Annotated in this window: 10 protein-coding genes; 7 read left to right on the top strand and 3 right to left on the bottom strand. The window is 62.6% G+C overall.

Going from position 1 to position 13,758, the window contains the following annotated elements:
• Positions 1-209: 209 nt before the first annotated feature.
• Together QFZ94_RS15750 and QFZ94_RS15755 are read left to right on the top strand one after the other, a co-directional pair.
• Entirely contained in the window at positions 210-2,705 is a 2,496-nt protein-coding gene (locus tag QFZ94_RS15750) for a lytic transglycosylase domain-containing protein (RefSeq protein WP_429458055.1), read from the top strand.
• Complete coding sequence (locus QFZ94_RS15755; RefSeq protein ID WP_368584724.1) at positions 2,702-3,163, top strand: hypothetical protein; 462 nt, start codon at positions 2,702-2,704, stop codon at positions 3,161-3,163. Before QFZ94_RS15750 ends, QFZ94_RS15755 begins: the two co-directional genes overlap by 4 nt.
• Before the next feature lie 403 nt (positions 3,164-3,566).
• Here QFZ94_RS15755 and QFZ94_RS15760 read toward each other — a convergent pair whose 3' ends face one another.
• The 3 genes from QFZ94_RS15760 to dalD all read right to left on the bottom strand — a co-directional run bounded on the left by QFZ94_RS15760 (position 3,567) and on the right by dalD (position 7,567).
• A complete protein-coding gene (locus tag QFZ94_RS15760) occupies positions 3,567-4,514 on the bottom strand; it encodes a sugar-binding transcriptional regulator (protein WP_176105172.1) in 948 nt (315 codons plus the stop codon).
• 77 nt (positions 4,515-4,591) lie between these two features.
• Positions 4,592-6,073 carry a xylulokinase gene (gene xylB / locus QFZ94_RS15765; RefSeq protein WP_429458058.1) on the bottom strand — a complete coding sequence of 494 codons (1,482 nt, stop codon included), beginning with the start codon at positions 6,071-6,073 and terminating at the stop codon, positions 4,592-4,594.
• Between the two features lie 81 nt (positions 6,074-6,154).
• Positions 6,155-7,567: a D-arabinitol 4-dehydrogenase gene (gene dalD / locus QFZ94_RS15770; RefSeq protein WP_429458060.1), complete on the bottom strand. Its 1,413-nt coding sequence runs from the start codon at positions 7,565-7,567 to the stop codon at positions 6,155-6,157.
• A 427-nt stretch (positions 7,568-7,994) separates the two neighbouring features.
• Between dalD and QFZ94_RS15775 the strand changes: the two genes are divergently transcribed.
• The 5 genes from QFZ94_RS15775 (at position 7,995) to QFZ94_RS15795 (ending at position 13,743) form a co-directional block, all read left to right on the top strand.
• Positions 7,995-8,972: an AraC family transcriptional regulator gene (locus QFZ94_RS15775; RefSeq protein ID WP_410848552.1), complete on the top strand. Its 978-nt coding sequence runs from the start codon at positions 7,995-7,997 to the stop codon at positions 8,970-8,972.
• A gap of 111 nt (positions 8,973-9,083) precedes the next feature.
• A complete protein-coding gene (locus tag QFZ94_RS15780) occupies positions 9,084-10,037 on the top strand; it encodes a substrate-binding domain-containing protein (RefSeq protein ID WP_429458064.1) in 954 nt (317 codons plus the stop codon).
• A gap of 62 nt (positions 10,038-10,099) precedes the next feature.
• Complete coding sequence (locus QFZ94_RS15785) at positions 10,100-11,620, top strand: sugar ABC transporter ATP-binding protein (RefSeq protein WP_429458067.1); 1,521 nt, start codon at positions 10,100-10,102, stop codon at positions 11,618-11,620.
• Positions 11,607-12,614 (top strand): ABC transporter permease, encoded by a 1,008-nt coding sequence (locus tag QFZ94_RS15790; RefSeq protein ID WP_410848549.1) that lies wholly within the window; start codon positions 11,607-11,609, stop codon positions 12,612-12,614. Before QFZ94_RS15785 ends, QFZ94_RS15790 begins: the two co-directional genes overlap by 14 nt.
• A gap of 40 nt (positions 12,615-12,654) precedes the next feature.
• A complete protein-coding gene (locus tag QFZ94_RS15795) occupies positions 12,655-13,743 on the top strand; it encodes an alcohol dehydrogenase catalytic domain-containing protein (RefSeq protein ID WP_176105179.1) in 1,089 nt (362 codons plus the stop codon).
• The last annotated feature ends 15 nt before the right edge of the window (positions 13,744-13,758 follow it).

Consider the following 13,758-nt stretch of genomic DNA (forward strand, 5'->3'; position numbering starts at 1 on the left):
GTATTGGCCGCCGGACAGCGCCTTCTTCTCCGAATCATTCATGACCCATAGCGCTCCGTTTTAGGACCAGCTTCGCGACCTTGGCGAACCTCAAGCGAACTTCTCGGCTTGACAATTGTTCGAACAATTTCAGAGTTTGGCTAATCGACGCTGTCAGCCGGCCGTCATAGTGTGGTGTACCCCAATCCTTTCAGGAGTGCACCGAGCCAATGACGAGCAACTCGGCACCACATAACCCGCACACCCCAAAACCACCGGCTCTCAAGCAACTGGCCTTTGCCTTTCCGTTTCTGCGCAAGGCGCAAGGCAATGCCCGTGCATCCACCCGTTTCACCGACGAGCATGACATTTACCGCCTTCTTGCCACGAACGAGCCGTCCGGCTCGTATCTCGTCAGCCGCAAGGGCATGTGGCACGGTGGCATCCACATCACGGAGGCGGGCGCGGGGCAGGCGCTCGACCTCGACGCGGGACTACGCTGCATCGCGGACGGTGTGCTGATCGCGTATCGCGCCAACCAGGACTATCCGGTCAGCGAAGCAAGCGTGGACGGCAGTAACGTGCCGCTTCAGGCTCCGTACGGCACGGGCTTTGCCCTGGTGCGGCACGAGATGGAGTTTCCGCGCGGCACGAGGCTGACGTTCTACAGCCTGTACATGCACCTGATGTCCAACGCAGACTATGACAACTTCCCGAAGCGGCAGAAACCGGCGTACTGGTCGCGGCAGTGGCAGGTGACGCAGTTTGCGCAGGACAGGCCGCGGCCGGGTCGCAGTGGGCAGGTTGCGGATCCGTCGCAGGTGGGTCTGCCTGTGCGCAGGACGCCGAATGGCCCCATCGTTGGCATCGTGCCGCAGGGGGCAAGTGTCAGCATCGGCAAGACTGACACGGTGCATGGTGCAACGTGGGGCCAGCTAACGGACCTGAACGGAGCAACGCTGTATGCGCCCGAGGCGGGCGGCTACGTCGCAGCTTCCGCGGCGGTGGGCGGATGGATTTGCCTGGGCGCGCAGAATGGCGGGCCGGTCGCGAAAGAGCGGATTCCGGATTCGATGTTCGACCGGGTGATTGTCACGACCAACCGGACGTGCAGCGCGGGCGATCCACAAGGAACGGCCGGTGGCGTCCCGGTCAAGGCCGGTGACCTGATCGGCCACCCTGGCCGCTATGACTCGCTCAACGCATGTACGAGCGGAACGCGGATGGCGCACATCGAGGTGTTCTGCGACGGGGGCATCAGGCAGTTCATCAAGTCCGGACGCGACTGGGTTCGGGCCAACTGTGCGCACGAGGACCGGTGGAGCGAGCTGGGCCTGTCACCGGAGCCCACCATTCTGCGCGTGGCGCGTGGAACGACCCTCTACCATGACCATGCCAATGGGCGATCCGGCAAGGACCCGAAACAGACCGATGTGGTCCAGGCTTATCGATTTGCCGCGCTGCCGCAGGATGACGGTCACAGGTTCATGGAACAAGACCCCGGCAGCGACGGGACGAAACGGCGCTGGTGGAAGGTAGACAGCGCGGATGTGCGAGGCAACCCTATTCGCGGATGGGTACGTGAGCAGAGCTTCGAGGGCGGTCGCGTGACGCGGGAGTTTTCGCAAAGCTGGATCGACTTCGAGTGTTACGACGAGGACCACGATCCGACGCACACCATTTTTGCAACCACGGGCGACTATGTGGACTATGCGCTTCGCACTGAGGCATCCGGTGCGGGTTCACTTGGCAAGCTGAGCCCATTGATGGCCGCAATCTATCGCGTCCTGTATCCGGGCGGTGACGGTCTTTACGCGGCGGACGAGCTTTGCAGCGCGGGACAAAGCCCTCAGCGTTCCGGATTTCCGTGGGCCGCGTTTCGCGCATCGCGCCTCATCGCGAAACACGAAAGTGAATGGGCCAATCCGGCGAAGTGGCAGGCGCTGGTCAGTGCCATCGAAGAGCGCACCGGACACAGGCCTGAGCATGAAGAGGAGAAGAAGCGCATCGCGAAGCTGGTGTGGTGGGACGAGGTGGCGGCGGGCGTCCCTGGCTTCCCCGGATCGGATGTGTATCACATCAATCCGATCGGGTTGGTGGGGAATTTTATCAATACGCAATCATGTGGTTGTATCAACTATGATGCGATTTGGGTGCCTCACCCGGCGCCGGCATATAAAGATAATCAAATCGTGAGTTGGAGTCACTATCGACTCCCAATTGATATCTCGCCGGGTCGAATTGCCGGTAATAGCCGAAGGGGCGGAGATGCATCAAAAATATCTCAAATTAAGGTCATAAATCTTTTGGTTCAAAAAGGTCGTCAGTATCGCTTGAGCAGGGACGATATTGCGATGGTTTTGGCAATGACTCGTCACGAATCTGGCTTCAATCCAGATGCTGCCGCAGGAACGACTTCCGCTTCAGGATTGGGTCAATTTGTTGACCGAACAGCAAGTGCCTATGGAATCGATACAAACAGTCAGCGTTTCGATGCAGAACAAGGTGCTGATGCGATGGTGAGGCATTATTTGGAAAATAAGCGACTTGCGATTGCCGCCGGGGCCATTGGCAGAAATGTTTTTGTGATGACCTACGCGTATCACCATGATGGCCCCAGTCTGGCTTATGGTGGAAAGGAAATTTCGGAGGCCCATGTTATGCCAGTATTTGATCTTATCCTGAATAACATATGCTCTAACGTGGCGGACCGAGGTAGCCAATGAAAGCAATGCTGATAATTCTTGCGATGGTCTGTGCAAACTGTTTTGCATCCGCTTCCGAACCTCTTGCATCCGTGGAGAGTCAAGACCTTGGGCCGGTCCCTGAAGTAATTCGCTCAGCCATCGAATCAGACATCTCCTTCAGACCTTATGGGTCGCTGAATTGCAAAATGCAAGGGAAAAAAATTCCACTGTCATCGGATAGTTCGGTATCTACGTGGTTTGTCACGACTAGTCAGGCTTGTGGATGGGGGGCGGCACTGGGTCCCATATGGCTAGTGAAAAAAACGTCAACAGGCAATCCGTCACTCATGCTTTCGACTGGTGGCTATAGTGTGGCGATTGCCGGGAAATCACGCGGAGGCTTTGTCGGCATTTACATTGATTTCGGAACTGCCGAGGAGAGTGTTCGTAAGCGTTACTTTTTTGACGGAGAGAAATACGTAACGAGCACCAACTAACCAGTTGGAGTGCTTTCTTGCGGCGGAGATTGCGACGCAAAACAAACGGCTGAATATCGCTTATGCGAATGTCGTTAAAATCTCGCACCCGAGGATGAAACATATTTCGACAAGGTGCAGCACGAATGAATCACGTGGCGCGCGATGACAACTATACTTTTTCTCGCAGAACATGTGTCATGCTCTTTCGGTACTACGCGGGGAGCGAGCCTCGATTTCATGTTGCGGCGTTAGCAGCTGATTAAAACGATGAAGAAATTGCTTTTTTCTCCTTTGTGTCTTCTTGGGTAATTGCCTTTTCGGGCCCTTGTTGCGCAGCCCGGGTGGTGCCTTTTTGTGATCGGCAAACGCTAGAGGTGCTTTCGAGGGTTGATGCGATATGCGCGACCACCACTCATCCCCCTCAAGCCTCCAACGCCGCCCGCGCACACAACTCATCAGTCACGAGCCCCGACAACCACCCACCCTTGAGCACCGCGATCAACGCCTCACGCTTGCGCTGTCCGCCCGCAAACCCGATGGTCGGCCGGCGTGGCGGCGCGTCGAGCGCGATGCTCGTCACGCGCCGGCCGGTCGGCGATTCGACGTGCGCGCCGGCCGCATCGATCGGCAGGCCCAGCATTTCCGCGACCGCGCCGTTGTGCATCAACTCCTTCACCTCGCCTTCCGTGATAAAGCCGTCCTCGTGCAACGGACAGGTCATGCCGATGTTGCCGATGCCGACGAACGCGACGTCGGCCTGCGCGGACAGTGACTCGACGATCCGATAAAGACGGTGATTGCACCACTGCGCGCGCTCGGCCTCGCTGTCGGCGAGCAGCGGCGCGGGCAGCAGGAAATGCTTGCCACCGGTCTTTTCAGAAATGTGCAGCGCGACGTCGTAGCGGTTCGAGGAGCCGTCCTGCGCGATCGCGCCGACCATCGATACCAAGCGGTGCTGCGGACGGTCCAGCTGCGCGATCTGATCGACCGCGGCTTTCAGCGTGCGCCCGCTGCTGACCGCGACGACCATCGGCTTTTCCGCGGTCAGATAACGCTCCATCACCTGCGCGCCGGCCACCGCGAGCTTGCGGTCGAGTTCCTCGGGTGTATCGCCGTCGATCGGCACGACCTCGCACATGCTGAGGCCGTAGCGCTTCGACAGCTGATCGGCGAGCGACAGACAATCGGCGAGCTTGTGATCGACCCGCACGCGGATCAGGTTCTTTTCGACGGCGAATGCGACGAGCCGCTGCGCGACTGGCCGCGACACCTGCAGCTTCTCGGCGATTTCGTTCTGGGTGTTGCCCGCGACGTAGTAAAGCCACGCGGCGCGCGTGGCAAGATCGAGTTTTTCTGTGGACCTGGGCACGATGAGATTTCGCTTGAAGTGTGCCGATGATAGCGGCCGGCGGCGCGTCTGTCGCGCAGGCCGGCCGCGGATGACGCTCAGGCGAGCGGTGCCCGCGCGGGATCGAACAGCGGCCGTACGTGGCGATACAGCGCGCGATACGCTTCGAGGCGCGTGCGCAATTCCGCGTGGCGACGCGGATTCGGCGTGAACTCCTTTTCGACGGGCGGCTTGGTCAGCACGGTGGCCGGCTCGCCACCTGCCGCGAGCCAGCCGAGACGCGCCGCGCCCAGCGCCGCGCCGGTTTCGCCGCCGCCATGCTTGACGGTGACGGTGTCGAGCGCATCGGCGAGCAACTGGGCCCAGTAATCGCTGCGTGCGCCGCCGCCGAGCAGCGACAGCACCTTCGCTTCGGTGCCGGCCGCGCGCAGCGCGTCGAGGCCGTCGGTCAGCGCGAGCGTCACGCCTTCGAGCACCGCGTAGCCCAGCAGCGCGCGGTCGGTGGCGTGAGTCATGCCGAAGAACACGCCTTGAGCGTAGGGGTCGTTGTGCGGCGTGCGCTCGCCAGACAGATACGGCAAAAAGAGCGGCGCGGTGGTCAAGGCCTCGGCGGGCAGCGCCTCGATTTCGGCGAGCAGCGTCGGCTCGTCGGTCGACGTGAGCTTGCAGACCCAGCGCAAACAACTCGCCGCCGACAGCACCACGCTCATCTGATGCCAGCGATCCGGGATCGCATGACAGAACGCGTGCACGGCGGAGGCCGGGTTCGGCCGGAAGCTGTCGCCGACCACGCACAGCACGCCCGACGTACCCAGCGATACGAAGCCGTCGCCCGGTTGCGTCGCGCCGATGCCGATCGCGCTGGTCGCATTGTCGCCGCCGCCGGCCGCGACGATCACGTCGTCGCGCAGGCCGAATTCGCGCGCGAGTTCCGGCAGCAGCGTGCCGGCCGGCGCGCTGCCTTCGCGCAGCGCCGGCATCTGCGCGCGCGTCATGTTGCAGGCTGCGAGCAGCGAATCCGACCAATCGCGTTTCGCGACGTCGAGCCACAGCGTGCCGGCCGCGTCCGACGGATCGGACACCTTGCCGCCCGTCAGTTGCAGCCGCAGATAGTCTTTCGGCAGCAGCACGCAGGCGGTTTTCGCGAAGATCTCCGGTTCGTGACGCGCGACCCACAGCAGCTTCGGCGCGGTGAAACCGGGCATCGCCAGATTGCCGGCGACGCTGTGTAGATCCGGCGCGCGCTCGGTCAGCTCCGCGCATTCCTTGTCGCTGCGCATGTCGTTCCACAGGATCGCGGGCCGCAGCACGCGATTCTCCGCATCGAGCAGCACCGCGCCGTGCATCTGCCCTGAAAGGCCGATGCCGCGAATCTGCGCGAACTCGTCGGGATGACGCGCGCGCAACCCGGCGAGCGCGCTGCGCGTGCCCGCCCACCAGTCTTCGGGATTCTGCTCGGCCCAGCGCTGGTGCGGACGCGAAACGGTGAACGGCGAGCCTGCGGTGCCGATCACGCGGCCATCGGAGGCGAGCAGCAGAACTTTCACTTCGGACGTGCCGAGGTCGATGCCTAGGTACATGGGAGCGAAACCTTCGTCGTTGGAGATGCGCTACTTTATCCGCACATCGCGCGCGCTGTCATGCGCATTAAGCCTGGCTCGTCAAGCCGCGCCGCGTTTCGCGAGCCATGCGTCGACACGCGCGAGCGCGCCCGCGAGCGCCGCTTCGAGTTCGGGCGTCTGCGCCATGCCGCCCCACAGCAGCCGGTCGGCCGCGAATGCGCGCAGCGGGTCGGGCGCCGTGAAAAAGCCGTGCGCGACGCGCTCGTCCATCACGCCGTCCTGATACGCATAGAGCAGCTTGCCCGTGTGCCAGCGCTCCAGAAAGCGGAAGAACAACGCGGGCAGCATCGCGGTCGCCGCCGGCGTAACGCCGCGCTCGAAGCATTCCGCGAGTGTCGGCGCGATGAAGCCGGGCAGCTTCGAGAAGCCATCGGCGGCGACGCGCTGGTTCGTATCGAGAATATGCGGATTGCTGAAGCGCTCGAGCACGACGTCGCGATAGCGTTCTAGATCGAGCGGGCTCGGTGTCAGAGACGGGATCACGTCCTCGGTCACGTAGTCGTACGCGAACTGGCGGATATCGGCGTCGAGCGTGCCCTCATGGATGTAGTTCAGGCCGACCAGCGTGCCCGCCCACGCGATGCAGCTATGCGTCGCGTTGAGAATGCGGATCTTCGCTTCCTCGTACGGCAGCACCGAATCGACGAGTTCCGCGCCGACCTTCTCCCAGGCCGGCCGTCCCGCGATGAAGCGGTCTTCGATCACCCACTGGATGAACGCTTCGCCCATCACCGGACTCGCGTCGTCGACGCCGGTCGCGGCCTTCACGCGCTCGCGCACGTCGGGCGTCGGACGCGGCGTGATGCGATCGACCATCGAGCACGGGCACGAGGTGTTGTCATCGAACCATTGCGCGAGTTCGTTCGCACCGCGTCGTTCGAGAAACTCGCTCATGCCCGCATGAAAGCGCTCGCCGTTGCTGCGCAGGTTGTCGCAGGTCTGCAGCGTGACAGGGCCCGCGCCGCGTTTCACGCGCGCGTCGAGAATCGCCGCGAGCGCGCCGTAGATCGTCTTGTGGCCGCCGGCGAGGTCGGCGGCGAGATCGGGGTTCGCGGTGTCGAGCCGGTCGTGTTCGTCGAGGTAGTAGCCGCCTTCGGTCACGGTGAACGCGATGATCTTGCAGGCCGGGTTGGAGCCCGCTTCGATCAGCCCGTCGAGGCTTTCGCTCCACGGCAATACGCGCTCGATCGAGCGGATCGTCTCGTACGCGCGCTGGCCTTGCGGCGTGACCGTTTCGAGCGTGTAGACGCCGTTCTGCGCGGCGAGTGCTTCGAGCACCGGGTTCATGTCGCCGCGAATATTGCCGACGGTCAGCGACCAGTGCGGCTCGCTGGCCGCGCTCGCTTCGTTCAGCCGATGCAGATACCACGCCTGATGCGCGCGATGAAACGATCCCGCGCCGATGTGCAGGATCACGTGTGCGGCCGCGCCGCTGCCTTGCCCGCTGTTCATGTCGTGTCTCCGGTGTCGGCCAGAGTTAGCGCTTCAGCGCTTGCTCTGGTCCCATGCAACGTAGTTGCAAACGTCCACCGCGCTCGTGGCGCGGGTTTTTGTGCGTTCAGAGCATTTGCTCTGTATGTGAGCGAATGATCGTACCCGGCGAAACGAAAGTCAAGGCAACGGAACTGGGTTTTGATGGCGCAGCGCGGCATGCGGGCTGCGGCAGCGTCGGGCGTCCGAAGGGTCGAAAACGCGCTGGGCCTCGCATATTGCATTGCATCAAATTTGACCTTGCGCGCGTCGGGATTAACCCCAGTGCAAAAAAGTATCGGTCCGCGGTTTCTTTTTAAGTGGTCGCCAACGCGTTTGGCGGTTACTTTTCGCTTTACAAGATCAAGATCGGCGGCGCCTCACCCGTGCCGCTCCATGGAGGCAGACAGTGCAACCTGATCTCGAAATCGTGGCCGTACGTCACGACGAGTCGTTCAAAGTGTGGTCGCATGGCTATCCGTATCGCACGGTGCGCTGGCACTTTCATCCGGAGTACGAGATCCATCTGATCGTCGCGACGACCGGCAAGATGTTCGTCGGCGATCACATCGGCAGCTTCGCGCCCGGCAATCTCGTGCTGATGGGGCCGAACCTGCCGCACAACTGGGTCAGCGACGTGCCCGAAGGCGAGAGCGTCGCGCAGCGCAATCTGGTCGTGCAGTTCGGCCAGGAGTTCGTATCGAACTGTCTCGAGAGTTTCCCGGAATGGCGGCAGGTCGAGGCGCTGCTCGCCGACGCGCGTCGCGGCCTGTCGTTCGGTCATGAGACCTCGGCGCAAATCAAGCCGCTCTTTCTCGAACTGCTCGCGGCGCGCGGACTGCGCCGGCTCGTGCTGTTCATGTCGATGCTCGAGATCCTGATGAACGCGTCGGACCGCGACACGCTCGCGAGTCCCGCGTATCAGGCCGACCCGACCAGCTTCGCGGCAACCCGCATCAATCATGTGCTCGCGTATATCGGCAAGAACCTCTCGAACGAATTGCGCGAGTCGGAGCTTGCGCAACTCGCCGGCCAGAGCGTCAGCGCTTTTTCGCGTTATTTCCGCCGCCATACCGGGCTGCCTTTCGTGCAGTACGTGAACCGCATGCGCATCAATCTCGCGTGCCAGTTGCTGACCGACGGCGAACTGAGCGTGACCGACATCTGCTTCAAGGCGGGCTTCAATAACCTGTCGAATTTCAACCGGCAGTTCCTCGCGATGAAGGGCATGGCGCCATCGACGTTCCGCCGTTATCAGCAACTCAACGATGCGAGCCGCGACGCTTCCGAGCAGGCGGCCGCGCGTGGCCGGGGCATCGACAACGCGCCGGCGATCGTGCTCGCGCCGGGCTTGCCGCGTAGCGGCGTCGCGTATCCGGTCACCTAGTGCCCGCCCGGTAGTCCGCTGTTTTTGTCCACTCGCGTTTCAACACGCATCGATCGCGCTGTGCACCCACAGCGCGAGGGGGCGTGCTCACTTCAAAAAATGGAGACAACCATGAAGCCGTCTACTCTTTCGCTCAATCCTTCGATGATGGTCGCGCGGCGCGTCGCCGCGCTCGCGTTCGGCTTGTCGCTCGCCGCCGTGTCGGCTGCGCAGACCGCGCAGGCCGCGCCGCTGAAAATCGGCATGACGTTCCAGGAACTCAACAACCCGTACTTCGTGACGATGCAAAAAGCGCTGAACGACGCGGCCGCGTCGACCGGCGCGACGGTCGTCGTCACCGACGCGCATCACGACGTCAGCAAGCAGGTCAGCGACGTCGAAGACATGCTGCAAAAGAAGATCGACATCCTGCTCGTCAATCCGACCGACTCGACCGGCATCCAGTCGGCGGTCACGTCGGCGAAGAAGGCGGGCGTCGTCGTGGTCGCGGTCGATGCGAACGCGAACGGTCCGGTCGATTCGTTCGTCGGCTCGAAGAACTACGACGCGGGCGTGATGGCTTGCGACTACCTCGCGAAGTCGATCGGCGGCAGCGGCGAAGTGGCGATTCTCGACGGCATTCCGGTCGTGCCGATTCTCGAACGCGTGCGGGGCTGCAAGGCGGCGCTGGCGAAATCGCCGGGCGTGAAGCTCGTCGATACGCAGAACGGCAAGCAGGAACGCGCGACCGCGCTGTCCGTCACCGAGAACATGATCCAGGCGCATCCGAACCTGAAGGGCGTGTTCAGCGTGAATGACGGCGGCTCGATGGGTGCGCTGTCGGCGATCGAATCGTCGGGCAAGGACATCAAGCTGACGAGCGTCGACGGTGCGCCTGAAGCGATCGCCGCGATCCAGAAGCCGAATTCGAAATTCGTCGAGACGTCGGCGCAATTCCCGGCCGATCAGGTGCGCATCGCGCTCGGCATCGCGCTCGCGAAGAAGTGGGGCGCCAATGTGCCGAAAGCGATTCCGGTCGACGTGAAAATGATCGACAGGAGCAACGCGAAGGGCTTCAGCTGGTAATGCAAACGCAGGCCGCCGCGCGTGACGATCATGCGCGGCGGTGCGCGGCAGAGGAACACGCGATGGACACGATTCTGAAGCTCGACAACATCAGCAAGAGCTTTCCCGGTGTGAAGGCGCTGCAAGGCATTCACCTCGAGATCGCGCGCGGCGAGATTCACGCGCTGCTCGGCGAGAACGGCGCGGGCAAGTCGACGCTGATGAAAATTCTGTGCGGCATCTATCAGCCGGACGAAGGCACGATCACGCTCGACGGCGAGCAACGCCACTTCGCGAACTATCACGACGCGGTGGCCGCAGGTGTCGGTATCGTGTTTCAGGAATTCAGCCTGATTCCGTATCTGAACGCGGTGGAGAACATGTTTCTCGGCCGTGAAATGCGCAACCGCTTCGGCCTGCTCGAACGCGCCAGGATGCGGCGCGCGGCGGCCGCGATATTTCAGCGGCTTGGCGTCGAGATCGATCTGTCGGTGCCGATCCGGGAACTGTCCGTTGCGCAGCAGCAGTTCGTCGAAATCGGCAAGGCGTTGTCGCTCGATGCGCGCGTGCTGATCCTCGACGAACCGACCGCGACGCTGACGCCGGCCGAAGCAGCGCATCTGTTCACGATCATGCGCGAACTGAAGCAGCAGGGCGTCGCGATGATCTTCATCTCGCACCACCTCGAAGAGATTTTCGAGGTGTGCGACCGCATCACGGTGCTGCGCGACGGCCAGTACGTCGGCATGACCGAGGTCGTGCAATCCGACGTGAGCCGGCTCGTGCAGATGATGGTGGGACGCCGCATCGAAAGCAGCTTTCCGCCGAAGCCGGCGCCGCGCGCCGATGCGAAGGTCGTGCTCGACGTCGTGCGCCTGCAGTTGTTCAAAGACAGCCCCGAGTTGAGCTTCACGCTGCGCGAAGGCGAGATTCTCGGCTTCGCGGGGCTCGTCGGCTCGGGGCGCACCGAGACCGCGCTCGCGGTGATCGGCGCGGAGCGCGCGTACGTGAAGGAAATTCGCGTGAACGGCACGGCCGCGAAGCTTGCAGATCCGGCCGATGCGCTGCGCGCGGGCGTCGGCATTCTGCCCGAGAGCCGCAAGACGGAAGGGCTCATTACGGACTTCTCGATCAAGCAGAACATCTCGATCAACAACCTCGGCAAGTACCGCTCGCTGCGTTTCTTCATCGACCAGCGCAGCGAGGCACGCGCGACCGCCGACATCATGAAGCGCGTCGGCGTGAAGGCGCCGACGATGCACACCGAAGTCGCGACGCTGTCGGGCGGCAATCAGCAGAAGGTCGTGATCGCGCGCTGGCTCAATCACCACACCAACATCCTGATCTTCGACGAACCGACTCGCGGCATCGACGTCGGCGCGAAGGCCGAAATCTATCTGCTGATGCGCGAACTGACCTCGCGCGGCTACTCGATCATCATGATCTCGTCCGAGTTGCCGGAGATCGTGGGTATGTGCGACCGCGTCGCCGTGTTCCGGCAGGGCCGCATCGAAGCGCTGCTCGAAGGCGACGCGATCGAATCGAATGCCGTGATGACCTATGCGACCGCCGGTTCGCTTGGAGCTTCTCATGAACATGCCTAATCCTTCCTCTTCGCCGAAAACCTCGACCGTCAGCAGCGACACGCCGGGCGCGCCGGTGCGCTTCACGTGGGCCGCGCTGAAACGCTCGACGCTGTTCTATCCGTTCATCGGCCTGCTGGTGGTCTGCATCGTGATGGTGTTCGCGAGCGACAGCTTTCTGTCGGCCGCGAACATCGAGAACGTGCTGCGCCAGGTGTCGATCAACGCGATCATCGCGGTCGGCATGACCTGCGTAATCCTGACGGGCGGCATCGATCTGTCGGTCGGCTCGGTGATGGCGCTCGCGGGCACGCTGTCGGCCGGGCTGATGGTCGCGGGCATGAATGCGGTGGCCGCGCTGGCGGTCGGGCTCGCGGTCGGTCTCGGCTTCGGCGCGGCCAACGGTTTCTTCGTCGCGTTCGCCGGTATGCCGCCGATCATCGTCACGCTCGCGACGATGGGTATCGCCCGCGGCCTCGCGCTGATCTACACCGGCGGCTACCCGATCGACGGTCTGCCCGACTGGGTCAGCTTCTTCGGCAGCGGCAAGATACTCGGCATCCAGGCGCCCGTCGTGATCATGGCGGTGATCTATGTGATCGCGTGGGTGCTGCTCGAACGGATGCCGTTCGGCCGCTACGTGTATGCAATCGGCGGCAACGAGCAGGCGACGCGCTTGTCCGGCGTGCGTGTCGCGCGCGTGAAGATGATCGTCTACACGCTCGCCGGCTTGACGTCCGCGTTCGCCGCGATCGTGCTGACCGCGCGTCTGATGAGCGGCCAGCCGAACGCGGGCGTTGGCTTCGAACTCGACGCAATCGCCGCCGTCGTGATGGGCGGCACATCTATCTCCGGTGGACGCGGCTCGATCATCGGCACGCTGATCGGCGCGCTGTTACTCGGTGTGCTGAATAACGGCCTGAACATGGTCGGCGTCAATCCATACGTGCAGAACGTGATCAAGGGCGGAATCATTCTGCTCGCGATCTATATCAGCCGCGACCGCAGAAAGTAACGCTCACTTCCCCACATCCCTCTTATCGCAGGACCATGCAATGACGACTCCATCCGACCAGCAGAACATGACCGCCATCGTCTGTCATGCACCGAAAGACTATCGCGTCGAGCAGGTGCAGAAGCCACGCGCCCGCGCGCACGAACTCGTGATCCGCATCGCCGCGTGCGGCATCTGCGCGAGCGACTGCAAATGCCATTCGGGCGCGAAGATGTTCTGGGGCGGCCCGAGCCCGTGGGTCAAGGCGCCGGTGATTCCGGGCCACGAGTTCTTCGGCTATGTCGAGGAACTGGGCGAGGGCGCGGCCGAGCACTTCGGCGTGCAAAAAGGCGAGCGCGTGATCGCCGAGCAGATCGTGCCGTGCGGCAAGTGCCGCTACTGCAAATCCGGCCAGTACTGGATGTGCGAAGTGCACAACATCTTCGGCTTTCAGCGCGAGGTCGCGGACGGCGGCATGGCGGAGTACATGCGAATTCCGCCGACCGCGATCGTCCACAAGATTCCCGACGGCATCTCGCTCGAAGACGCCGCGATCATCGAGCCGCTCGCCTGCGCGATTCACACGGTCAATCGCGGCGATCTGCAACTCGACGACGTCGTCGTGATCGCGGGCGCGGGGCCGCTCGGTCTGATGATGACGCAGGTCGCGCATCTGAAGACGCCGAAGAAGCTCGTCGTGATCGATCTCGTCGAAGAGCGGCTCGCGCTCGCGCGCGAATACGGCGCGGACGTGACGATCAATCCTCAGAAGGACGACGCGCTCGCGATCATTCGTTCACTGACTGACGGCTACGGTTGCGACGTCTATATTGAAACGACCGGCGCGCCGATCGGCGTGAACCAGGGGATGGACCTGATCCGCAAGCTCGGACGCTTCGTCGAATTTTCGGTGTTCGGCGCGGATACGACACTCGATTGGTCGGTGATCGGCGATCGCAAGGAGCTCGATGTGCGCGGCGCGCATCTTGGACCCTATTGCTATCCGATCGCGATCGATCTGCTCGCGCGTGGACTCGTTACGTCGAAGGGCATCGTCACGCACGGCTTTTCGTTGGAAGAATGGGACGAAGCGATCAGGATCGCGAACTCGCTCGACTCGATCAAGGTGCTGATGAAGCCGCGCGCGTAAATCGCGTGCGTGGCT

Origin of the sequence: Paraburkholderia sp. JPY465 (assembly GCF_050436725.1) — a bacterium.
Taxonomy (GTDB): domain Bacteria; phylum Pseudomonadota; class Gammaproteobacteria; order Burkholderiales; family Burkholderiaceae; genus Paraburkholderia; species Paraburkholderia youngii.